Here is a 23569-nt window from a genome sequence, read left to right on the forward strand (position 1 = left end):
GTCTTGCTCATCGTGTTTGACCGATCAGGTTCAGAACGGCGTCAGCCGCCTGATTGGAAGCGTCCAGGCGCAGGGTGCGATGGATCTCGTCGAAGCCGCGGGTCTGCTCTTCGCCACCGTCGATCAACGGCGACAAGGTCTGGGCGAGCGCTTCGACCGTCGCATCATCCTGCAACAATTCCGGAACCAGCAGTCGCTGGGCCAGCAGATTCGGCAGGGACACGTACGGGCTCTTGACCATGCGTTTGAGAATCCAGAACGTCAGCGGCGCAAGACGATAAGCCACGACCATCGGACGCTTGTACAGCAGCGCTTCCAGGGTCGCCGTACCCGACGCGATCAAGACCGCGTTGCACGCCGCCAGGGCCAGATGGGATTTGCCATCGAGCAGGGTCACCGGCAGGTCGCGGCCGGCCAGCAGCTCTTCGAGCTGGGCACGACGCTCGGGGTTGGCGCACGGTATGACGAAGCGCACACCCGGGCGCATGGCCCGCACGCGCTGGGCGGTATCGAGGAACAGCGCCCCCAGACGACTGACTTCGCCGCCCCGGCTGCCGGGCATCAAAGCCACCAACGGGCCGTCGGGCAGACCGAGTTCGGCACGCGCAGCGGCGCGATCGGCCTCCAGTGGAATGGTGTCGGCCAGCGTATGGCCGACAAACCGCACCGGTACGCCCTTCTCTTCGTAGAATCTGGCTTCGAACGGCAGCAGCGTGAGCATCAGGTCGCAGCCTTCGCGGATCTTCAGGACCCGCTTCTGCCGCCACGCCCACACCGAAGGGCTGACGTAGTGCACGGTCTTGATCCCGGCCTGACGCAGCTTGAGTTCGATATTGAGGTTGAAGTCCGGCGCATCGATGCCGATGAACACATCCGGTTTTTCAGCGATAAGCGTGGCGATCAGGTCCTTGCGGCGTTTGAGCAATTCACGCAACCGCCCCAGAACTTCCACCAGCCCCATGACCGACAGACGCTCCATCGGAAAATAGGACGTCAGGCCTTCGGCCTGCATCAGCGGGCCGCCGACACCGATGAACTCCACCGCAGGATGCTGTGCCTTGAGGGCGCGCATGAGACCGGCGCCCAGAATGTCACCGGAAGCCTCCCCCGCCACCAGCGCAATACGCAGATTGGCCATGATCAGCGGGTGATGCCGCGGGTCGACGACTGGATGGAGTCACGGAACATCGCGACTTCCGGGAACTGTGCAGACGGCTCGGCCAGTTCGGCCAGCGCCTGTTCGACGGTCAGGCCCTGGCGATACACCGTTTTGTACGCACGGCGCAGGGCGTGAATGGCGTCTTCGCTGAAACCGCGGCGACGCATGCCCTCGAAGTTCATGCTGCGCGCTTCGGCCGGGTTGCCGAATACGGTAACGAACGCCGGAACGTCCTTGCCGATCGCCGTGCCCATGCCGGAAAAGCTGTGGGCGCCAATGTGGCAATACTGATGCACCAGGGTGAAACCGGACAGGATCGCCCAGTCATCAACGTGCACATGGCCGGCCAGCGCGGTGTTGTTGACCAGAATGCAGTGGTTGCCGATAACACTGTCATGTCCGATGTGGGCATAGGCCATGATCAGGTTGTGATCACCCAGGGTCGTTTCGGAACGATCCTGAACGGTGCCACGGTGAATCGTCACGCCTTCGCGGATGACGTTGTGGTCACCGATCACCAGACGGGTTTCTTCGCCCTTGTATTTCAGGTCCGGCGTGTCTTCGCCTACCGAGGAAAACTGGTAGATACGGTTGTGCTTGCCGATACGGGTCGGACCTTTGAGGATCACGTGTGGCCCGATGACCGTACCCTCGCCGATTTCCACACCTGCACCGATGATCGACCACGGGCCGACCTCGACGCCATCAGCCAGGACGGCCGACGGATCGATGATTGCGCGAGGGTCAATCAAACTCATAGCTTGCGTTCCGCACAGATGATTTCAGCCGAGCAGACCGGTTTGCCATCGACCGAAGCCTGGCATTCGAACTTCCAGATCTGACGCTTGCAGCTGATGAACTTGGCTTCAAGGATCAACTGATCACCCGGCAGCACTGGCTGGCGGAAGCGCAGCTTGTCGGAACCGACGAAGTAGTAAAGCGTGCCGTCGGCCGGTTTCACGTCAAGCATCTTGAAACCGAGGATCCCGGCAGCCTGAGCCATGGCTTCGATGATCAGCACGCCCGGCATGATCGGATGCGCAGGGAAGTGACCATTGAAGAACGGTTCGTTGATGCTGACATTCTTGTAGGCGCGAATGCGCTTGCCTTCAGTATCCAGCTCCACTACCCGGTCCACCAGCAGGAACGGGTAACGGTGAGGCAGGTATTCGCGAATCTCGTTGATGTCCATCATTTCGGGGGGAAGCCTATGTAAAGATTGGGAGCGCGACTGACGCGCACTCCTCTAGCAAATCAAGGAGGCAGTCCAGAGGCTGTGCACACTTGATATGGAAATGGTATCAGCCTTCAGATGAAGCATTACCGTCGGGGGTCACTTCCCCGGACCGCTTTTCCAGCTGTTTCAAACGTCGCGCGATGTCATCGAGCTGACGAATACGGGCCGCGCTTTTGCGCCATTCGGCCGCAGGTTGCATGGCTGTGCCGGAAGAATAGGCACCCGGCTCGGTAATCGAGTGGGTCACCATGGTCATCCCGGTCAGGAATACGTTGTCGCAAATATCGATGTGTCCTACCAGGCCAACACCCCCGGCGAGCATGCAGTGCTTGCCGATTTTGGTGCTGCCGGAAATCCCCACGCACGCCGCCATGGCGGTGTGGTCACCGACCTGCACGTTGTGGGCGATCTGAATCTGGTTGTCGAGCTTCACGCCGTTGCCGATCACGGTATCGGCCAACGCACCGCGGTCGATGGCGGTATTCACGCCAATCTCCACATCGTCGCCGATGGTCACGCCACCGATCTGGGCAATTTTCTGCCAGATGCCCTTCTCGTTGGCAAAGCCGAAGCCTTCACCGCCGAGCACGGCACCGGACTGGATCACCACACGCTTGCCGATCCGCACATCGTGATACAGCGTGACCCGCGGGGCCAGCCAGCCGCCCTCGCCGATTTCACTGCGGGCACCGACAACGCAATGCGCGCCAAGTGTCACGCCTGCACCGATTCGCGCACCGGCTTCGATCACCACGAAAGGACCGATGCTGGCACTCGGATCGACCGCGGCGTCCTCGGCGATCACCGCCGTCGGATGAACGCCGGCAGTTGCCTTGGGCTTCGGATCGAACAAATGGGAAATGCGTGCGTAAGCCAGGTAAGGATCCGGCACCACCAGCGCATCACCGGCATAACCTTCGGCGTCGGCAGCCTTGAGCAACAGGGCTGCGGCTTGCGAGCCAGCCAGGTATTTACGGTATTGGGGGTTTGCCAGAAAGCTCAACTGAGCTGGGCCAGCCTCCTGCAAGGTGGCTAGCCCAGTAATTTGCTTCTCGGGGTCGCCACTCAGGGTGGCGCCGAGGAACTCGGCCAACTGGCCGAGCTTGATAGTCACGGTCATGGGTTACTTCAGCTGATTCATGCGCTCGATAACCTGGCGCGTGATGTCGTACTGAGGTTTGACATCGATCACTGCGCCACGCTCGAACACCAGGTCAAAACCACCTTTCTTGATGACTTCTTCCACTGCGCTATCCAGTTTCGGCTTCAGTTGCTTGAGCATTTCGCGGTCGGCAACGGCCTTGGCTTCGTTCAGTTCCTTGGACTGGAACTGGAAGTCACGAGCCTTTTGCTTGAACTCAAGCTCCAGACGCTCGCGCTCGCCCTGCTGCATCTTGTCGCCACCGGCCATCAGACGATCCTGAATACCCTTGGCGCTGCTTTCCAGGGTTTTGAGCTTGGTCAGTTGCGGACCGAATTTCTTCTCGGCATCCACGGCGTACTTCTTGGCCGCGTCGGATTCCAGCAGAGCCATCTGATAGTTCAGAACGGCGATTTTCATGTCGGCAAATGCCGGGCCTGCCACCAGTACGGAGGCCAGGAGAACCAATTGAGTCAACTTACGCACGATGCACTCCTACAAAATCCATTGTCGTTATCTTGGGTCAGACGCTTAGAACGTCTGGCCGAGGGAGAATTGGAACACTTGAGTTTCAGCGTCATCCGGTTTCTTGATCGGCATCGCCAGTGCAAAACTCAGCGGACCCAGTGCGGTGACCCAGGTCACGCCGACACCGACGGAGCTGGCCATGTTGCTGAGGCTGATGTCGTTGCACTGAGTGGCAGAAGTCGAACCAACAGTCGCGTTGGTAGTCTTCTCGCACTTGGAGTCAAATACGTTACCCACGTCCCAGAATACCGAAGTACGCAGGGAACGCTGATCCTTGACGAATGGCAGCGGGAACAACACCTCGACACCACCCTGGATCAACACGTTACCACCGAACGGCAGCGGATCCTGATCCGGGTCGGCAAGCGTACCGGCGTTACCGGTTACAGCCTGGCCACGGCTTGGGGTACTGCGAGGACCCAGTGTGCTGTCTTTAAAGCCGCGAACCGAGTTGAAACCACCAGCATAGTAGTTTTCATAGAACGGCAAGCCATCGGTCGAACCGTAACCGTCGCCATAGCCCAGCTCGGTGTGCAGGCGCATGGTGTAGTTCTCGCTCAGCGGCTGGAACAACTGGCCACGGTAGTCGAGCTTGAAGAACGACAGGTCACTGCCCGGAATGGTGGTTTCCAGGGTCAGGCTCTGGGAACGACCACGGGTTGGCAGAACGCCTTTGTTCAGGGTCGACTCGGACCAGCCGGCCGAAGCCTTGAAGTTCAGGTAGTTGTCGCCTTCACGCTTAACGAAGTCGAAAATCTCGTCAACGGTGTACTGACCGGTCTTGATCTTGTCCTGTTGTGCGGACAGACCAAAGGTCAGACGCGAAGTCTCGCTGATCGGGTAGCCCACGTTCACGCCGGCACCCAGGCTGTCTACGGCATAGCTCGCCACATCGACGTCGAGGTCTTTGTAGTCGGTGGTGCGGTAGAACGCGTTGTAACCCAGGCTCACGCCATCGGCGGTCCAGTAGGGGTCAACGTAGCCGAAGTTGTAGCGGCTCTGGTATTCGCTGCGAGTCAGGCCGACGCTCACACGGTTACCAGTACCGAGGAAGTTGTTCTGAGTGATCGAACCACCGAGGATCAGACCGGCGCTCTGGGCGAAACCGACGCTGGCGGTGATCGAACCGGAAGCCTGCTCTTCAACGCTGTAGTTCACGTCAACCTGGTCGTCGACACCTGGCACGGCCGGAGTCTCGACGTTGACCTCTTTAAAGAAGCCCAGACGCTCCAGACGGGTCTTGGACTGGTCGATCAGGTAGGTCGAAGCCCAGCCACCTTCCATCTGACGCATTTCACGACGCAGCACTTCGTCCTCGGACTTGGTGTTGCCACGGAAGTTGATGCGGTTGACGTAGGCACGCTTGCCCGGATCGACGGCAAACAGGATATCCACGGTGTGATCTTCGTCGTGCGGCTGTGGCACGCCGTTGACGTTGGCGAAGGTGTAACCCTCGTTACCCAGACGTCGGGTGATCAGTTCGGAAGTGGTGGTCATCAGCTTGCGCGAGAACACCTGGCCTTTCTGCACCAGCAACAGCGACTTGACCTGGTCCTCAGGGACTTTCAGGTCACCGCTGAGCTTGACGTCACGAACGGTGTACTTTTCGCCTTCGTTGACGTTGACGGTGATGTAGACGTGCTTCTTGTCCGGGGTGATGGACACCTGGGTGGAAGCGATATCCATGTTGATATAGCCGCGGTCCAGGTAGTAGGAGCGCAGGCGTTCCAGGTCACCGGAAAGCTTTTCACGGGCGTACTTGTCGTCGTTCTTGAAGAACGACAACCAGTTGGTGGTTTTCAGTTCGAACAGGTCGGTCAGGTCTTCCTCGGGGAAAACCGTGTTGCCCACCACGTTGATGTGCTGAATGGCAGCGACGGTGCCTTCGTTGATCTTCACTTTCAGGCCGACACGGTTGCGCGGCTGCGAGACCACTTCGGTATCGACGGTAGCCGAGTAACGACCTTGCGCAACGTATTGACGTTGCAGCTCGTTACGCACGCCTTCGAGGGTCGCGCGCTGGAAGATTTCGCCTTCGGCCAGACCGGATTGCTTGAGGCCCTTCATCAGGTCTTCGGTGGAGATCGCCTTGTTGCCTTCGATCTCGATGCTCGCGACCGAGGGACGTTCGACGACAGTGATCACCAGAACGTTGCCTTCGCGGCCCAGCTGGATATCTTGAAAGAAACCGGTTTTGAACAACGCACGAGTGGATTCCACCAGGCGACGATCATCCGCCTGCTCGCCGACGTTCAACGGCAAGGCACCAAAGACGCTACCCGCGGAGACCCGCTGGAGGCCATTGACGCGAATATCAGAGATAGTGAAGGACTCGGCGTGAACTTCGGCGATCATCAATACGGTGAGAACCGCAGTTAGCAGCAGACGTTTCATGAAGTCCTTTCTTATTCCAACTGGCAATAAACAAACTGCCGCAAAATGCGGCAGATTCGCAATTCAGCGAAGCGTTACAGACGACCCAGATCGTTGACCAGAGCAAGCAACATCACCCCGACCACCAAACTGATACCGATCTGTATCCCCCAACCTTGCACCCGATCCGACAAGGGACGACCACGCGCCCACTCGATCAGATAAAACAACAAATGCCCCCCATCCAGTACAGGAATGGGCAGCAAATTCAGAACCCCCAGGCTAATACTCAGATAAGCAAGGAAATTCAGGAAATCAGCGACGCCCGACTGGGCAGAAGCGCCCGCCACTTTAGCAATGGTTATCGGTCCACTCAAGTTTTTTACCGAGAGCTCGCCGAAGAGCATTTTCTTCAGTGAATCCAGCGTCAGGACACTCATGGTCCAGGTACGACGGGCACCCTCGCCAATCGCTGCCAAAGGCCCGTAGCTGACCTCGCGGATCATCTCCGGCGGCCAGTCGACAGCCTTCACGCCCGCCCCCAGGTAACCGCTTGGAGACTTTTTCTCGCCACGTGCGGCCAGCGTCACAGGGACGTCGATTTGAACACCGTCGCGCTCGACGCGCAGCACGATTTTGGTATCAGGACGCGTACGAACGGTGTCGACCACCTGCTGCCAGTCATCCAGCGCCTTGCCATCCAGCGTCAACAGACGATCGCCGGTTTTCAGTCCGGCTGCCTGGGCCGGGCCTTTCGGATCGAGTTCGGCCAGCACCGGCGGCAATGCCGGGCGCCAAGGGCGAATGCCAAGGGAGCGAATCGGATCCGGCTCGTCAGCCCCTTTAAGCCATTTATCAAGTGCCAGCACACGAGGCGAATCCACCGTGGAACCCTGATCGCGCACCAGCAATTGCAGAGAACCGCTCTCCCCCAGCCGGCGCACCAGCTGCAGGTTGACCGCAGCCCACCCCGAGGTCGGCTCGCCGTCGATCGCGACAATTTCCTGACCGGCGCTCAGCCCAGCCGTTGCGGCGATGCTTCCGGACTCCACCGAACCGATGACCGGGCGAATCTGCTCGCTGCCGAGCATGGCCAGCACCCAGAAGAACACCAGCGCGAGCAGGAAGTTGGCCACAGGACCGGCCGCGACGATGGCGATGCGCTGACGAACAGACTTGCGATTGAATGACTGATGAAGCTGATCGGCCGGCACTTCACCTTCGCGCTCATCGAGCATCTTGACGTAGCCGCCCAGCGGAATGGCCGCTACCACGAACTCGGTGCCCTGCTTGTCATGCCAGCGCAGCAGCGGCATGCCGAAGCCCACGGAGAAACGCAGAACCTTGACGCCACAGCGACGCGCGACCCAGAAATGGCCGAATTCGTGAAAGGTGACCAGCACACCCAAAGCGATCAGGGTGCCGGCAATCATATAGAGCGCGCTCATCTACTTTCTCCGCAATCCTGTCCAGTGCCGCGTGAAGCCATGTGTTGCAAGACCTATCGGCCGTGGCGAGTCAACCACTGACCGGCCAATGTCCGGGCAGTCGCGTCAGCGGTAAACACCGCATCGAGATCGTCCAGGGCCACCACTGGCTCGAGATTCAAGACTTCCTCGATGATACTCGCGATTTCCAGATAGCGAACCCGCCCGTCGAGAAACGCGGCAACCGCCACTTCATTCGCCGCGTTGAGCATGGCCGGAGCGCTGTTTCCCGCCTCGGCGGCCTGCCGCGCCAGACGCAGGCACGGAAAGCGCTCTTCGTCGGGAGCTTCGAAATCCAGGCGCGCAACAGCGAACAGATCCAGCGGCGCCACGCCCGAGTCAATCCGCTCAGGCCAGGCCAGGGCATTGGCAATCGGGGTGCGCATGTCGGGATTGCCCAACTGCGCCAGCACCGAACCGTCCACATAATCGACCAGCGAATGAATGACGCTTTGTGGGTGAATCACCACTTCGACCTGCGAAGGCTTGGCATCGAACAACCAGCAGGCCTCGATCAACTCGAGCCCCTTGTTCATCATGCTGGCCGAATCCACCGAGATCTTGCGACCCATGGACCAGTTCGGGTGCGCACAGGCCTGATCGGGTGAAACATGCGCCAGTTCGGCCATCGGCGTCTGCCGGAAAGGGCCGCCAGAGGCTGTCAGCAAAATCCGACGGACGCCAACGTTGCTCAACCCGCGAGCAAAATCCTGCGGCATGCACTGGAAAATCGCGTTGTGCTCACTGTCGATCGGCAGCAGCACCGAACCGCTCTTGCGCACAGCCTGCATGAACAAGGCGCCGGACATGACCAGCGCTTCCTTGTTGGCCAGAAGAATCTTCTTTCCCGCCTCGACAGCCGCGAGGGTCGGGCGCAGACCGGCGGCGCCGACGATGGCGGCCATGACGGCATCCACCTCGGGTGCAGCCGCAACCTGGCACAAGCCCTCCTCGCCGACCAGCACCTGCGTCGACAAGCCTGCAGCACGCAAATCGTCCTGAAGGTTGCGAGCAGCGCCAGCTTCCGGAACTACCGCGTATTTAGGGAGATGGCGAACACACAGGGCAAACAGTTCGCTCAGACGCGAAAAACCGCTCAGAGCGAACGCCTGATAGCGCTCCGGATGCCGGGCGATGACATCCAGGGTGCTCAGACCGATCGAACCGGTCGCGCCCAGGACGGTAATCTGCTGCGGGCGACTCACGACGCCGCCATCCACAACAGCACCGCGAACACCGGGATCGCCGCTGTCAGGCTGTCGATGCGATCCAGCACACCACCGTGGCCCGGCAGCAGATTGCTGCTGTCCTTGATGCCGGACTGACGCTTGAACATGCTTTCGGTCAGATCGCCCACCACCGAGATGAAGACAATCACCGCAGCACCGATCAAACCCTTGAACAGTTGCGCCACCGTCCAGTCACGGAACAGCGCGACCAGGGTGGTGATGACCAGGCTCAGCGCCAGGCCGCCATACACGCCCTCCCAGCTTTTGCCGGGACTGACTTGCGGCGCCAGCTTGCGCTTGCCGAACGCACGACCGGAGAAATACGCCCCGATGTCAGCGCCCCAGACCAGCACCATCACGGCCATGATCAGCCAGTTGCCGAGCGGGTATTGCTTGATCTGCACCAGTCCTTGCCAGGCGGGCAACAGAATCAGTAAACCAATCACCAGTTTGCTGGCGGCACTGGACCAGCGCTCGCTGGAACGCGGGTACGTCAGCACCAGCCAGGTCGCCAATGCCCACCAGATCACTGAAGCGCCCAGCACCCACGGTGCCAGCCCCGGCAGGATGTACATGACGAACAGCATCAGCGCGACTACCGCCGCGTAGCCGACACGAAATGTCTGCGCGGTGAAACCGGCCAGACGCGCCCATTCCCAGGCACCCAGACTCACGACCAGCCCGATGAACAGGGCAAAACCGGAACCTTCAAGCAGGAAAAAACCGCCCAGGGCGATCGGCAGCAGAATCAGTGCAGTGATGATGCGTTGTTTAAGCATTAAACCCGGGCTCCAGCCTCGACCTGCTCGCTCGTTTTACCGAAACGACGCTGACGCGAAGCGAAATCGGCCAGCGCATTGCGCATGGCTTCGTGTTTGAAGTCCGGCCAGAACAGGTCGGAGAAGTACAACTCGGAGTATGCCAACTGCCACAAGAGGAAGTTGCTGATGCGATGCTCACCACCGGTACGAATACACAGGTCCGGCAACGGCAGATCACCGGTGACAAGGCAGGTCTGCAACAGATCCGGCGTGATGTCTTCCGGACGCAGATGACCAGCCTGAACCTCACGCGCGAGACGCTGCGCTGCCTGCGCGATATCCCACTGACCGCCGTAATTTGCGGCGATCTGCAGGATAAAGCGGTTGGCACCAGCGGTCATCGCCTCTGCTTCACGCATGGCTGCCTGAAGCTCCGGATGAAACCGCGTGCGGTCACCAATGATGCGCAGACTGATGTTGTTATCGTTCAGGCGCTTGGCCTCGCGACGCAACGCCTTGAAGAACAGGTCCATCAAGGCACTGACCTCATCGGCCGGGCGTTGCCAGTTCTCACTGGAGAAGGCAAACAGGGTCAGCACTTCGACCTTGGCCTCTGCGCACACCTCGATCACCGCCCGAACGGCGTCCACGCCCGCTTTATGCCCGGCGACACCCGGCATAAAGCGTTTTTTCGCCCAGCGATTATTGCCATCCATGATGATCGCGACATGGCGCGGCACCGCGGACGGCGCAGTCTGCTTGGTCTTGTCCATTTAAAACTCGACCCTTATACGGCCATCAGGTCTTTTTCTTTCTCGGCCAGCTTAGCGTCGATTTCAGCCACGAACTTCTTGGTCAGGTCGTCGATCTCGCCAGTGGCGCGACGCTCTTCGTCTTCGCTGATTTCCTTTTCCTTGACCAGATCCTTCAGCGAGCTGTTGGCATCGCGACGGATGTTGCGCACGGCAACACGGGCGTCTTCAGCCACGTCACGCGCCTGCTTGGTGAAACCGCGACGGGTTTCTTCGGTCAGGGCCGGCATGCTGATCAGCAGCAGCTCACCCAGGTTGGTCGGGTTCAGGTTCAGACCTGCACTACCGATGGCCTTGTCGACGGCGCCCAGCATGTTGCGTTCGAACGCAACGACTTGCAGGGTACGAGCATCCTTGACGGTAATGTTGGCCACTTGCTTGATCGGGGTGTCAGCGCCGTAGTAAGGCACCATCACGCCTTCCAGGATGCTTGGGTGCGCCTGACCGGTGCGGATACGACCGAAGTTGTGAGCCAGGGACTCAACGGACTTCGTCATACGCTCTTTAGCGTCTTTCTTGATTTCGTTGATCATTGTTGGACTTCCTCGATCAGAGTGCCTTCAGCGCCACCATGCACGATGTTCAGCAGGGCGCCCGGCTTGTTCATGTTAAATACGCGCAGCGGCATCTTGTGATCGCGGCACAGGCAGATAGCCGTCAGATCCATTACACCCAGCTTGCGATCCAGCACTTCATCGTATGTCAGATGATCGAACTTCTCGGCATGCGGGTCTTTGAACGGGTCAGCGGTGTAAACGCCATCGACCTTGGTCGCCTTGAGCACGACGTCCGCGTCGATTTCAATGGCGCGCAGGCAGGCTGCCGAATCCGTGGTAAAGAACGGATTGCCGGTACCGGCCGCGAAAATCACCACGTCCTTGGAGTTCAGGTGGCGCATGGCCTTGCGACGGTCATAGTGGTCGGTCACGCCAACCATGGAGATGGCCGACATCACGATCGCCGAGATATTGGCACGTTCCAGCGCGTCGCGCATGGCCAGGGCGTTCATCACAGTGGCCAGCATGCCCATGTGGTCGCCCGTGACCCGATCCATGCCGGCCTTGCTCAGCGCTTCACCGCGGAACAGGTTGCCACCGCCGATCACCAGACCGACCTGAACGCCGATACCGACCAGCTGGCCGACTTCCAGCGCCATGCGATCCAGCACTTTCGGATCGATCCCGAACTCTTCCGAGCCCATCAGGGCCTCGCCGCTAAGCTTGAGTAGAATGCGTTTATAGCGAGCCTGATAACCACTGCCCTGCTGAGCCATTGCGAATCTCTCCTGCGGCGTATTTTAAAAATTCTTTGCGAGCTGTTTACAGCTGGCGTTCACTCTAGCTTGGCGCTGCTTCAGCGCCATCGGAACATGGCTTTGTAAGTCAGTTCCAAGGGGAAACCAATTAAAAATTGGTAACCCTATCTGAAAAGAGGCTGCGCGCGTGAGCGGGCAGCCTCTTTCGGGCGACAGTTGAAAAACCGTCTTATTGCTTGGCGGCAGCCAGCTGGGCAGCAACTTCTTCAGCGAAGTTGTCGACCGGCTTCTCGATGCCTTCGCCTACTTTGAAGTAGGTGAAGGAAACGATTTCAGCGCCGCCTTTCTTGGCCAGCTCGCCAACCTTGATTTCAGGGTTCTTGACGAACGCCTGCTCAACCAGGCTCGCTTCTGCCAGGAACTTGCTGATACGGCCTTTGACCATGTTCTCAACAATGTTTTCTGGCTTGCCTTTGATTTTTTCTTCGTTCAGCTGCAGGAACACAGCCTTTTCACGCTCGATCGCTTCGTCGGAGACTTGCGAAGGCAGCAGGAACTCAGGGTTGCTTGCAGCAACGTGCATTGCGATGTCTTTGGCCAGCTCGACGTCACCGCCTTTCAGGACAACAGCAACACCGATCTTGTTGCCGTGCAGGTAGGTGCCGACCACGTCGCCTTCTACGCGCACCAGGCGACGGATGTTGACGTTCTCGCCTACTTTGGCAACCAGTGCTTCGCGAGCGGCTTCTTGAGCAGCGATCAGCGGAGCTGCGTCGGTCAGCTTGTCAGCGAATGCTTTGTCAACGCTGGCAGCAACGAAGTTTTTGAAGTCGTCCTGCAGAGCCAGGAAGTCGGTCTGCGAGTTGACTTCGATCAGAACGGCAGCCTTGCCGTCGTCCTTGATGGCGATAGCGCCTTCAGCGGCAACGTTGCCAGCTTTCTTGGCAGCCTTGATGGCGCCCGAAGCACGCATGTCATCAATGGCTTTTTCGATGTCGCCGCCAGCCTTTTCCAGGGCTTTCTTGCAATCCATCATGCCTTCGCCGGTACGCTCGCGCAGTTCTTTGACCAACGCTGCAGTAATTGCTGCCATTTTCAAATTCCTCTTGGATAGGTTTTCAACCATTCCACCCGATCGAACGGGCGTTCAATTCTTCCCGAGCCACCTTGTAGCCGCTGCACGTTACAGATGCTGTAGCTGCGCTGCCGACAAATGGTTTTCGAGGTGGCAAAAAGGGGGCCAAGCCCCCTTTTTGCTTACTGAGTCAACGCCAGGGCGTCAATTACTCAGCTGCAGCCTGAGTTTCTTCAGCTGCGAATTCTACAGTACCGCCAGCAACGTTGTTGCGACCGCGGATGACTGCGTCAGCCATCGAACCCATGTACAGCTGGATAGCGCGGATTGCGTCATCGTTGCCTGGGATGATGTAGTCAACGCCTTCCGGGCTGCTGTTGGTATCGACAACGCCGATGACCGGGATGCCCAGCTTGTTGGCTTCGGTGATCGCGATGCGCTCGTGGTCAACGTCGATCACGAACAGTGCGTCTGGCAGACCGCCCATGTCCTTGATGCCGCCCAGGGAGCGATCCAGCTTCTCAAGATCGCGAGTGCGCATCAGCGCTTCTTTCTTGGTCAGCTTGGCGAAAGTACCGTCTTCGGCTTGTACTTCAAGGTCACGCAGACGCTTGATGGAAGCACGAATGGTCTTGAAGTTGGTCAGCATGCCGCCCAACCAGCGGTGATCGACGTACGGCGAACCGCAACGTGCTGCTTCTTCAGCAACGATCTTGCCAGCGGAACGCTTGGTGCCGACGAACAGAATCTTGTTTTTGCCCTGGGCCAGACGCTCTACGAAAGTCAGAGCTTCGTTGAACATTGGCAGGGTTTTTTCAAGGTTGATGATGTGAATCTTGTTACGCGCGCCGAAAATGTATTTACCCATTTTCGGATTCCAGTAACGGGTTTGGTGACCGAAGTGCACACCGGCCTTCAGCATATCGCGCATGTTGACTTGGGACATGATAGTTCCTTGATAAGTCGGGTTGGGCCTCCACGTATCCCAATGACCAACCATTGATCCGAGGATCAAAGGCACCCAGGCCATCGTGTCGACACGTGTGTGGGTTAATGCTCTCGGGGCTATCCCCGGAAAGCGGCGCATTTTATACCACAGGGACGACGCAAACGGAACCCGGAATCTGCAATCGCGTCAGGGACATGCGCGCCAGCCCCTTGGAATCGGGACAATGCACCACATTGTATAGAGAGAAGCGATGCACGCAGGCGCGGATTTGCGCCTTTGGTCTGTTAGAATCGCGTTTTTCGGGGCCGCCAAATCAACAGCCGCGCCCCTGTTCGTATCAGCAAGCGCCGCCGAGCGCAGAGAGAGCCTGTATGACCGTCACCCTCAAAACCCCCGAGGACATCGCTGGCATGCGTGTCGCCGGCAAACTGGCCGCCGATGTGCTGGAAATGATTGCCGAGCACGTCAAGCCGGGCGTGACCACCGATGAGCTGAACCAGATCTGCCACGACTATATCGTCAACGTGCAGCAGGCCATCCCTGCCCCGCTCAACTACAAGGGCTACCCGAAGTCGATCTGCACCTCGATCAACCATGTGGTCTGCCACGGCATCCCGAACGACAAGCCGCTGAAAAACGGCGACACCCTGAACATCGACGTCACCGTTATCAAGGACGGCTACCACGGCGACACCAGCCGCATGTTCCACGTCGGCACCGTGCCGGTCTGGGCCGAGCGCCTGTCGCAGGTCACCCAGGAATGCATGTACAAGGCGATCGAGATCGTCAAACCCGGCTGCCGCCTCGGCGACATCGGCGAAATCATTCAGAAGCACGCTGAAAAGAACGGTTTCTCGGTGGTGCGTGAGTTCTGCGGCCACGGTATCGGCAAGGTGTTCCACGAAGAGCCGCAGATCCTGCACTACGGCCGTGCCGGCACCGGCATGGAACTGAAGGCCGGCATGACCTTCACCATCGAGCCGATGATCAACCAGGGCAAGGCCGACACCAAGGTGTTGGGCGACGGCTGGACCGCGATCACCAAGGACCGCAAGCTGTCGGCACAGTGGGAACACACTTTGCTTGTCACCGACACCGGCTACGAGATCTTCACCCTGCGCAGCGACGACACCATCCCGCGCATCTCGGCCTGATCCAGACACCGTTCCCAGCCTATAGAAGGAAAGCCAATCGATGCCGCAGGTGGATCCCGAACTCTTCGACCGCGGTCAGTTCCAGGCTGAACTGGCCCTGAAAGCGAGTCCCATCGCGGCGTTCAAGAAGGCGATCCGCCAGGCCCGCGAAGTGCTCGATGCACGTTTTCGGGCCGGGCGTGACATCCGGCGGCTGATCGAAGACCGGGCATGGTTCGTCGACAACATTCTGCAAAAGGCCTGGGACCAGTTTGACTGGAGCGAAGACGCCGACATCGCGCTGGTCGCGGTCGGCGGCTACGGTCGCGGCGAACTGCACCCTTACTCCGACATCGACCTGCTGATCCTGCTGGACAGCGCTGATCACGAAATTTTCCGCGACTCCATCGAGCGTTTTCTGACGCTGCTGTGGGATATAGGGCTGGAAGTCGGTCAGAGCGTTCGCTCCGTCGACGAATGCGCCGAAGAGGCCCGCGCCGACCTGACGGTGGTCACCAACCTGATGGAAAGCCGCACCATCTGCGGCCCCGAGCGCCTGCGCCAGCGCATGCTCGATGTCACCAGCACCGCACATATGTGGCCGAGCAAGGATTTCTTCCTGGCCAAGCGCGCCGAGCAGAAGGCTCGCCACCACAAGTACAACGACACCGAATACAACCTGGAACCCAACGTCAAAGGCTCGCCCGGCGGACTACGGGATATTCAGACGATTCTGTGGGTGGCCCGTCGTCAGTACGGCACCCTGAACCTGCGCGCTCTGGCCGGCGAAGGCTTTCTGGTCGAGAGTGAAAACGCCCTGCTGGCCTCCTCCCAGGAATTCCTCTGGAAGGTGCGTTACGCCCTGCACATGCTCGCCGGTCGCTCCGAAGACCGCCTGCTGTTCGATCACCAGCGCACCATTGCCGGGCTGCTGGGTTTTGAAGGCGACGACGCCAAACAGGCTGTCGAAAACTTCATGCAACAGTACTTCCGCGTTGTGATGAGCATTGCCCAGCTCAGCGACCTGATCATCCAGCACTTCGAGGAAGTCATCCTCGCCCCGGAAGACGAAGCGCCGCCGCAGCCGATCAACTCGCGTTTCCAGCTGCACGACGGCTACATCGAGGCACGCAACGACAACGTATTCCGCCGCACGCCGTTCGCCATGCTCGAGATCTTCGTGCTGATGGCCCAGCAACCGGAAATCAAAGGTGTGCGCGCCGACACCATTCGCCTGCTTCGAGAAAACCGTCACCTGATCGACGACAATTTCCGCAACGACATCCGCAATACCAGCCTGTTCATCGAACTGTTCAAGTGCAAGATCGGTATCCACCGCAACCTGCGGCGGATGAACCGCTACGGCATTCTCGGGCGCTACCTGCCGGAGTTCGGCTTCATCGTCGGGCAGATGCAGCACGACCTGTTCCACATCTATACGGTCGATGCGCACACGCTGAACCTGATCAAACACCTGCGCAAGCTGCAGTACACCCAGGTGTCGGAGAAATTCCCGCTGGCCGCCAAGCTCATGGCGAAACTGCCCAAGCCTGAACTCATTTATATGGCCGGCCTGTACCACGACATCGGCAAAGGCCGGCATGGCGATCACTCGGAGATCGGCGCGGTCGATGCCGAGGCGTTCTGCCAGCGTCACCAACTACCGGTGTGGGACAGCCGCCTGATCGTCTGGCTGGTGCAGAACCACCTGGTGATGTCGACCACTGCCCAGCGCAAGGACTTGTCCGACCCGCAGGTCATCCATGATTTCGCCCTGGCGGTCGGTGACGAAACCCGTCTCGACTATCTGTACGTCCTGACCGTGGCCGACATCAACGCGACCAATCCGACCTTGTGGAACTCGTGGCGCGCCAGCCTGTTGCGCCAGCTCTACACCGAAACCAAGCGTGCCCTGCGCCGTGGCCTGGAGAATCCGGTGGATCGCGAAGAGCAGATCCGCCAGACTCAGAGCGCGGCGCTGGATATCCTGGTACGCGGCGGCACCGATCCGGATGACGTCGAGCAATTGTGGGCGCAACTGGGCGATGACTACTTCCTGCGCCACACCGCTGGCGACGTGGCCTGGCACACCGACGCGATCCTTCAGCAACCGGCCGACGGCGGCCCGTTGGTGCTGATCAAGGAAACCACCCAGCGCGAATTCGAGGGCGGCACGCAGATCTTCATCTATGCGCCCGACCAGCACGACTTCTTCGCCGTGACTGTGGCCGCGATGGACCAGCTCAACCTGAACATTCACGACGCCCGGGTCATCACGTCCAGCAGCCAGTTCACCCTCGACACCTACATCGTGCTCGACACCGATGGCGATTCGATCGGCGACAATCCGGTCCGGGTCAAACAGATTCGCGACGGTCTGACCGAAGCCCTGCGCAATCCCGCCGACTACCCGACGATCATCCAGCGTCGGGTGCCGCGCCAGCTCAAGCATTTCGCGTTCGCCCCGCAGGTGACGATCCACAACGACGCCCAGCGCCCGGTAACGGTGCTGGAACTCACGGCACCGGATCGCCCGGGCCTGCTGGCACGGGTTGGCGGGATTTTCCTCGAGTTCGACCTGTCGCTGCAGAACGCCAAGATCGCCACCCTGGGCGAGCGGGTGGAAGACGTGTTCTTCATCACCGACGCCCACAATCAACCGCTGTCCGACCCGCTGCTGTGCAGCCGTTTGCAGGATGCCATCGTCGAACAGTTGAGCGTCAATCAGGAACCCGATATCAAACTGTCGCGCATCAGCATTTGATTGCGCGCCCGGATTCAACCGCTTTGCACGAGATCCCGCACCGATGAACAACGCTCTGTCCCAGCTTCAGCCCTACCCGTTCGAAAAGCTCCGCGCCCTGCTCGGCAGCGTCACGCCAAACCCGGACAAGCGCCCGATCGCGCTGTCCATCGGCGAACCGAAGCACCGCTCGCCAAGCTTTGTCGCCGAGGCTTTGGCGAACAATCTGGATCAGATGGCGGTGTACCCGACCACGCTCGGCATTCCGGCCCTGCGCGAAGCCATCGCCGCCTGGTGCGAGCGTCGCTTCAACGTGCCGAGCGGCTGGATCGACCCGGCGCGCAATGTGCTGCCGGTCAACGGCACCCGTGAAGCGCTGTTCGCCTTCACCCAGACCGTGGTCAACCGTGGCGACGACGCACTGGTGGTCAGCCCGAACCCGTTCTATCAGATCTACGAAGGCGCAGCGTTCCTCGCCGGCGCCAAGCCGCACTACCTGCCGTGCCTGGACGAGAACGGCTTCAACCCGGATTTCGACGCGGTTTCGCCGGACATCTGGAAGCGCTGCCAGATCCTGTTCCTCTGCTCGCCGGGCAACCCGACCGGCGCGCTGATTCCGGTCGACGTGCTGAAAAAGCTGATCGCCCTGGCCGACGAATACGACTTCGTGATCGCCGCCGACGAGTGCTACAGCGAGCTGTACTTCGACGAACAGACCCCGCCGCCGGGCCTGCTCAGCGCCTGCGCGGAACTGGGTCGCAAGGACTTCAAGCGTTGCGTGGTGTTCCACAGTCTGTCCAAACGCTCGAACCTGCCGGGCCTGCGCTCCGGTTTCGTCGCCGGCGACGCCGACATCCTCAAGGGTTTCCTGCTGTACCGCACCTACCACGGCTGCGCGATGCCGGTTCAGACCCAACTGGCCAGCGTTGCCGCGTGGAATGACGAAGTGCACGTGCGCGCCAACCGTGCGCTTTATCGCGAGAAGTTCGATGCCGTGCTGGCGATCCTGAGTCCGGTGATGGATGTGCAGCGTCCGGATGGCAGCTTCTACCTGTGGCCAAACGTGCAAGGTGATGACGCAGCTTTCTGCCGTGATCTGTTTGCCGAAGAGCACGTGACCGTGGTGCCGGGTTCGTACCTGTCCCGTGACGTCGATGGCGTCAACCCGGGCGCCGGGCGCGTGCGCATGGCACTGGTTGCGCCTCTGGCGGAATGCGTCGAGGCTGCCGAGCGCATCCGCGATTTCGTCCTGCGCCACAAGTAATGCCTGAACGCCCGTGCCGGGCAATCCGGCACGGGAGATCAAATATCACGTAACAGTTCCCCTCCTGTTTCTACCCCTCTCCCCTGCCCGCCAGACGTTAGTCTTGAGCGGCGCCGTTCTTTGCGCATCCACCAAAAACCGACGTTTGACTTCATGGAAGAAGTGAAAAATGACTGAATTGCTCGATTGCCACCTCAATCAATGGCCCGACGATCAGGCGGCCTATACAGCCGCCATCAACGAAAACCCGGCCAATGCCGGCACCGTGACCGGCACTCGCCGCAGGCGCTCCGTCGTCAACTACTCAAAACTGTGGGCCAACGGCCGCACGCTGAAAATCGCCTTCATGGATGCACCCGACGACGCTCACAAAACAGGGATTATCAATGCGGCCAGCAACTGGCTGCCCTATATCAATCTCAAGTTTGAATTCGTCGACGATTTGAAAGGTGATATCCGCATCGCCACCCAAAACAATGACAACAGCTCAATGCTGGGCACCGATGCCCTGTTGATACATCCCGACCATCCAACGATGAACCTCGGCGTCAAGCCGGATCACGCCGACTTCGAGGTCATCGTAATGCACGAGTTCGGCCATGCACTGGGTGCCATGCATGAACATCAGCACCCACAAGCCAATATTCCATGGGATAAACCCAAGGTGTACGCGTTTTATCAGAATCGGGAAATGAATCCGCTGACCCGCGAACAGGTCGACCACAACCTGTTCGCGTCCTTCGATACCCTGGATGCGCTTTATACCGCCTACGACAAACGCTCGATCATGCATCACCCCGTATCGAACGACCTGACAATCGGCAACTGGGAAGTTCCGACAAACCGCAAGATCAGCAAAAAAGACAAACAGTTGATGAAACTGCTTTATCCAAAATAACCAAGGCACTTAAAACGCAAAAGCTCGTCTGGCGCAACGCCAGGCGAACTTCAACTGAAACACACCGCCTTACACCAAACAACTTTCACTCACTCACGAACCTCACTAACTTCTTCACTTCCCGAATACATCGTATTCCAGAGCCTTTTAGTTATCCCTACAAGTAAGGACGCTTGAACATGAATAAAACATCTATCGAATCCAACCGTAAAAAACGCGCTATCGGCAAACCGGCCCATTTCTGGACGCCGGGCCAGACATTGCGCATCGCCTTCCTGAGTGGCGATCAGGCGTTCAAGGATGCTGTTAAAACGGCAGCGAGCAACTGGTTACCTCACATCAATCTGAAGTTCGATTTTGTCGAAGGCGCGTCGGGGGATATCCGTATCAGCAGTGAGCCAGGGATCTACTGGTCGATCATCGGAAACAATGCCCTGCTGATCGAGGAAGGCCCGACCATGCGGCTGTCGCCCGATCTGCGCACTCCGACATTTTTCGCCGCCAATGTGATGCATGAGTTCGGGCACGCACTGGGTGCCGAACATGAGCACCTGCACCCGGAGTCGAACATTCCCTGGAACAAGCCTGCGGTCTACGCGGCGCATTCGGTGGCTGAAGACGCCGACGAAGACGATTACGCACGCCGCGCTGTCGATGAGCGTTACTTCAACCTGCTAGACGCCAGCGATTACGACTATTCACCTTACGATCCGAAATCGATCATGCATTACGCCGTGCGCCAGAGCTGGACCCACGGCGACTTCAAGATTGATCTGAACATGGTGCTCAGTGAAAAGGACAAGGCGTTCATGGCAAAGGCCTATCCACACTTGGCGACCTGGCAGGGCCGAGCCATTTAACACGGCGCATTTCCATAAAACACTCGAAAACAATCCAGACTTGAATAGCGAAATCAAGTAATGAACAACTGCAATCTCTGCAAAACCATCCCCCCTGTTGATCCCTTTCTTTCCTACCAGGCCGCCATCAAAGAAAGCCCAGGAAACTCACGTGCAGGCAGTCACCCTGTGCGCTCGGTTGGACTCTTCTCAAAATTCTGGAAAAACTTCCGAACGCTACCCGTGTGTTTTCTGGATGACTTGAGCGAAGATGACAAACAGGCATTTAAAGAAGTCATCTGGAAATGGGCAAGGTTGACGAACCTTAATATCGTTTTCGTCAACTCCCTTACTGCAACGATCAGGATCAAAACGAATACTCAGGATAACCTTTCCCTGATCGGCACAGATGCGTTATTGGCTGATCCCGGTGAACCGACGACCTGGATTGCAGAAAAGCCCGGCTCCGAATTTTTCGAAGCAACAGTACTTCACGAATTTGGCCACGTACTCGGTCTCCAGCACGAACACCTGCACCCTGAGGCAAACATCCCCTGGAACAAAACCAAAGTTCGGGCGTTTTACGCCACCCACGGCTGGAGTCGCGAAGAAATCGACCGAAACTTTTTCGATCCTATTGACGAGCCACATCCAGTGCTTACGGATTACGACCGCCTGTCAGTCATGCATTACTCGGTTGATAAAGCATTCACGGACGGCCTCTTTGAGGTCAGCAGGAACATGATGCTCAGCGAAGAAGACATTCGTCTGGTCAGAAGGGTCTACCCGGAAACGCCTTCCGAATCCCCCGACGACCCATCGTACCGCCCATGAGCTTGCTCATCGGTTGATTGATCTCACAGGCGCGCGAGTGGCCTACTTGACCTGCCCCAGATTCGCCTCACTCAAATCCAGTTCGCCCAACACTTCGCGCAGCACGTCATCACCGATCTGGTGCTGACGGCTGAGGCTGTACAACTCGAGGCGTTGCGCGCGCAGTGCCTTGAGTCGCAGACGGCGCTCCAGCAGATCCATCTGGAACGCCAGCGCCTGGGCTTCGGCCGAATCGTTGAAGACCTCCAGTTGATGCCGATACTCGGACATGATCCGCGCCTTGAGCTCCGCTGCCAGTGCGGCTTACGCGGCGTCCTGCGGGTTGACCTCTTCGGTTTCCAGCGCATGAATCGCCGCTTCGGCGGTCTTGCGCCAGGCGTCGCGGACTTCCTGTCGGCGCTTGTCGTCCGGGCTCCTTTCGATGCCGCGCAACAACAAAGGCAGCGCAATGCACGCCGCCACCAGCGACAACAGGATCACCCCGGCGGCGATGAAGATCAGCAGATCGCGCTCGGGGAACGCCTCGCTGCCCATCAGCATCGGCACCGACATCACGCCCGCCAGGGTCACCGCACCGCGCACGCCACCGACGGTCAGCAGCCAGCAGGAACGGGTAGTCGGTACTTGCGTCAGATCACCCTTGCCGCGCAGACGGCGCAAAAGTACTGACAGACGCCAGATGCTTTGCACCCAGATAAAGCGCAACAGCACCAGCGCCAGGAAGATAGCCACCACATCCAGACAACGATAGAACAGGGTCGGCCACAACGACGTCTCGTGGCTGGCCACCGCTTTAATGATGTCCGGCAGTTGCAGACCGAGCAGCAGGAAGATCAGGCCATTGAAGGCGAATTCCAGCAACGACCACACACTGCGGTTGAGCAAGCGAGTGCTGGTCTGACGCGGCAGCAGGTCGAGCCAGCTCTGCATCATCCCCGCCGCCACCGCCGAGAGAATGCCCGACGCGCCAAGCCGTTCGGCCAGCACGTAAGCGGCAAACGGCAGCAGCAACATGAACACCACGTGGGTCGCCGGATCGTCCCAGCCTCGGGCGATCATCCAGGCGCGCAACCGGCCGACCAGCCAGCTAAGTGCCACACCGACCGCCAGTCCGCCGACCGCGACCAGCACGAAGGTCAGACTGGCATTGGCCAGGGAAAATGCGCCGGTCACCGCCGCGACCAGAGCAAACTTGAACGTCACCAGACCCGAGGCATCGTTCATCAGCGCCTCGCCTTGCAGCATGTGCATCAGCGGCGTGGGCAAGCGGTTCTGCGAAATGGCCGAGACCGCCACGGCATCGGTCGGCGACAGCACCGCCGCCAGCGCGAATGCCACCGGCAATGGAATTGTCGGCAGCAACCAATGAATGAAGTAACCGGCGCCGACCACGGTAAACAGCACCAGCCCGACCGCCAGCGTCAGCACTGGCCCGCGCAGACGCCACAATTCGCGTTTGGGCATGCGCCAGCCATCGGAAAACAGCAACGGCGGCAGGAACAGAAACAGGAACAGTTCGGGATCGAGGGCCACGTGCAGGCCCAGCGTCGGCCAGGCCAGCAAGGCGCCGGCGGCGATCTGCACCAGTGGCAGCGGCAGCGGAATCACCCGTCCCACCAGGCGCGAGACACTGACCAGCATCAGCAGGATCAGGACGGTATAAGCGGTTTGCATAAAGCGGAAATCCCGGACAATCGACAGCGTTGAACTGCCATATTAGCCGCTTAGGCTGTGGCTGACCGTTGCACCTATGTCGCAGGCGCCCACAGCAAAAGCAACCTCGGCGCCGCGAAACCGTCTGGTCATGGCATAATCCGACACCATTTTTTTCCAGCACCTGTAAAGGGGGCAA

Annotated in this window: 20 protein-coding genes and 1 pseudogene; 6 read left to right on the forward strand and 15 right to left on the reverse strand. The window is 59.2% G+C overall.

Annotation, left to right across the window (positions count from 1 at the left end):
• Positions 1-7 precede the first annotated feature (7 nt).
• The 14 genes from lpxB to rpsB all read right to left on the reverse strand — a co-directional run bounded on the left by lpxB (position 8) and on the right by rpsB (position 14003).
• On the reverse strand, positions 8-1138 hold the full coding sequence (lpxB, locus tag AC1RT4_RS12955; RefSeq protein ID WP_493085555.1) for a lipid-A-disaccharide synthase: 1131 nt from the start codon (positions 1136-1138) through the stop codon (positions 8-10).
• A gap of 2 nt (positions 1139-1140) precedes the next feature.
• Entirely contained in the window at positions 1141-1917 is a 777-nt protein-coding gene (lpxA, locus tag AC1RT4_RS12960) for an acyl-ACP--UDP-N-acetylglucosamine O-acyltransferase (protein WP_007954792.1), read from the reverse strand.
• Positions 1914-2354 (reverse strand): 3-hydroxyacyl-ACP dehydratase FabZ, encoded by a 441-nt coding sequence (gene fabZ, locus AC1RT4_RS12965; protein ID WP_003222142.1) that lies wholly within the window; start codon positions 2352-2354, stop codon positions 1914-1916. The genes lpxA and fabZ overlap by 4 nt, the downstream gene beginning before the upstream one ends.
• Before the next feature lie 106 nt (positions 2355-2460).
• Positions 2461-3516 carry a UDP-3-O-(3-hydroxymyristoyl)glucosamine N-acyltransferase gene (lpxD, locus tag AC1RT4_RS12970; protein ID WP_493085556.1) on the reverse strand — a complete coding sequence of 352 codons (1056 nt, stop codon included), beginning with the start codon at positions 3514-3516 and terminating at the stop codon, positions 2461-2463.
• A 3-nt stretch (positions 3517-3519) separates the two neighbouring features.
• Positions 3520-4023, reverse strand: coding sequence for an OmpH/Skp family outer membrane protein (locus AC1RT4_RS12975; RefSeq protein ID WP_003222140.1), 504 nt, complete (start codon positions 4021-4023; stop codon positions 3520-3522).
• Between the two features lie 45 nt (positions 4024-4068).
• Positions 4069-6459 (reverse strand): outer membrane protein assembly factor BamA, encoded by a 2391-nt coding sequence (bamA, locus tag AC1RT4_RS12980; RefSeq protein ID WP_115076720.1) that lies wholly within the window; start codon positions 6457-6459, stop codon positions 4069-4071.
• A gap of 74 nt (positions 6460-6533) precedes the next feature.
• Positions 6534-7886, reverse strand: a complete 1353-nt coding sequence (gene rseP / locus AC1RT4_RS12985; RefSeq protein WP_207985166.1) for a sigma E protease regulator RseP — start codon at positions 7884-7886, stop codon at positions 6534-6536.
• A 53-nt stretch (positions 7887-7939) separates the two neighbouring features.
• A complete protein-coding gene (gene ispC, locus AC1RT4_RS12990; RefSeq protein ID WP_493085557.1) occupies positions 7940-9130 on the reverse strand; it encodes a 1-deoxy-D-xylulose-5-phosphate reductoisomerase in 1191 nt (396 codons plus the stop codon).
• Positions 9127-9933 carry a phosphatidate cytidylyltransferase gene (locus AC1RT4_RS12995; protein ID WP_493085558.1) on the reverse strand — a complete coding sequence of 269 codons (807 nt, stop codon included), beginning with the start codon at positions 9931-9933 and terminating at the stop codon, positions 9127-9129. Before AC1RT4_RS12995 ends, ispC begins: the two co-directional genes overlap by 4 nt.
• Positions 9933-10688, reverse strand: coding sequence for a polyprenyl diphosphate synthase (uppS, locus tag AC1RT4_RS13000; RefSeq protein WP_493085559.1), 756 nt, complete (start codon positions 10686-10688; stop codon positions 9933-9935). The genes AC1RT4_RS12995 and uppS overlap by 1 nt, the downstream gene beginning before the upstream one ends.
• Positions 10689-10702: 14 nt before the next feature.
• Positions 10703-11260 carry a ribosome recycling factor gene (gene frr, locus AC1RT4_RS13005; RefSeq protein ID WP_230735728.1) on the reverse strand — a complete coding sequence of 186 codons (558 nt, stop codon included), beginning with the start codon at positions 11258-11260 and terminating at the stop codon, positions 10703-10705.
• A complete protein-coding gene (gene pyrH / locus AC1RT4_RS13010; RefSeq protein WP_011332683.1) occupies positions 11257-12000 on the reverse strand; it encodes a UMP kinase in 744 nt (247 codons plus the stop codon). The genes frr and pyrH overlap by 4 nt, the downstream gene beginning before the upstream one ends.
• Before the next feature lie 211 nt (positions 12001-12211).
• Positions 12212-13075: a translation elongation factor Ts gene (tsf, locus tag AC1RT4_RS13015; protein ID WP_011332682.1), complete on the reverse strand. Its 864-nt coding sequence runs from the start codon at positions 13073-13075 to the stop codon at positions 12212-12214.
• Between the two features lie 190 nt (positions 13076-13265).
• A complete protein-coding gene (gene rpsB / locus AC1RT4_RS13020; protein WP_008052780.1) occupies positions 13266-14003 on the reverse strand; it encodes a 30S ribosomal protein S2 in 738 nt (245 codons plus the stop codon).
• A 374-nt stretch (positions 14004-14377) separates the two neighbouring features.
• Here rpsB and map point away from each other — a divergent pair, with 374 nt between their 5' ends.
• The 6 genes from map (at position 14378) to AC1RT4_RS13050 (ending at position 21717) form a co-directional block, all read left to right on the forward strand.
• On the forward strand, positions 14378-15160 hold the full coding sequence (map, locus tag AC1RT4_RS13025; protein WP_039769663.1) for a type I methionyl aminopeptidase: 783 nt from the start codon (positions 14378-14380) through the stop codon (positions 15158-15160).
• A 40-nt stretch (positions 15161-15200) separates the two neighbouring features.
• Positions 15201-17903 carry a [protein-PII] uridylyltransferase gene (locus tag AC1RT4_RS13030; RefSeq protein WP_007954768.1) on the forward strand — a complete coding sequence of 901 codons (2703 nt, stop codon included), beginning with the start codon at positions 15201-15203 and terminating at the stop codon, positions 17901-17903.
• A 43-nt stretch (positions 17904-17946) separates the two neighbouring features.
• Positions 17947-19146: a succinyldiaminopimelate transaminase gene (gene dapC / locus AC1RT4_RS13035; RefSeq protein ID WP_262195169.1), complete on the forward strand. Its 1200-nt coding sequence runs from the start codon at positions 17947-17949 to the stop codon at positions 19144-19146.
• A 169-nt stretch (positions 19147-19315) separates the two neighbouring features.
• Complete coding sequence (locus AC1RT4_RS13040; RefSeq protein ID WP_493085560.1) at positions 19316-20044, forward strand: M12 family metallopeptidase; 729 nt, start codon at positions 19316-19318, stop codon at positions 20042-20044.
• A gap of 179 nt (positions 20045-20223) precedes the next feature.
• Positions 20224-20904: a M12 family metallopeptidase gene (locus tag AC1RT4_RS13045; RefSeq protein WP_493085561.1), complete on the forward strand. Its 681-nt coding sequence runs from the start codon at positions 20224-20226 to the stop codon at positions 20902-20904.
• 60 nt (positions 20905-20964) lie between these two features.
• Complete coding sequence (locus AC1RT4_RS13050) at positions 20965-21717, forward strand: M12 family metallopeptidase (protein WP_493085562.1); 753 nt, start codon at positions 20965-20967, stop codon at positions 21715-21717.
• 42 nt (positions 21718-21759) lie between these two features.
• Here AC1RT4_RS13050 and AC1RT4_RS13055 read toward each other — a convergent pair.
• Positions 21760-23391, reverse strand: a pseudogene (locus tag AC1RT4_RS13055) (Na+/H+ antiporter).
• Positions 23392-23569 lie beyond the last annotated feature (178 nt).

This window comes from Pseudomonas sp. GW821-FHT11D10, from assembly GCF_058808435.1.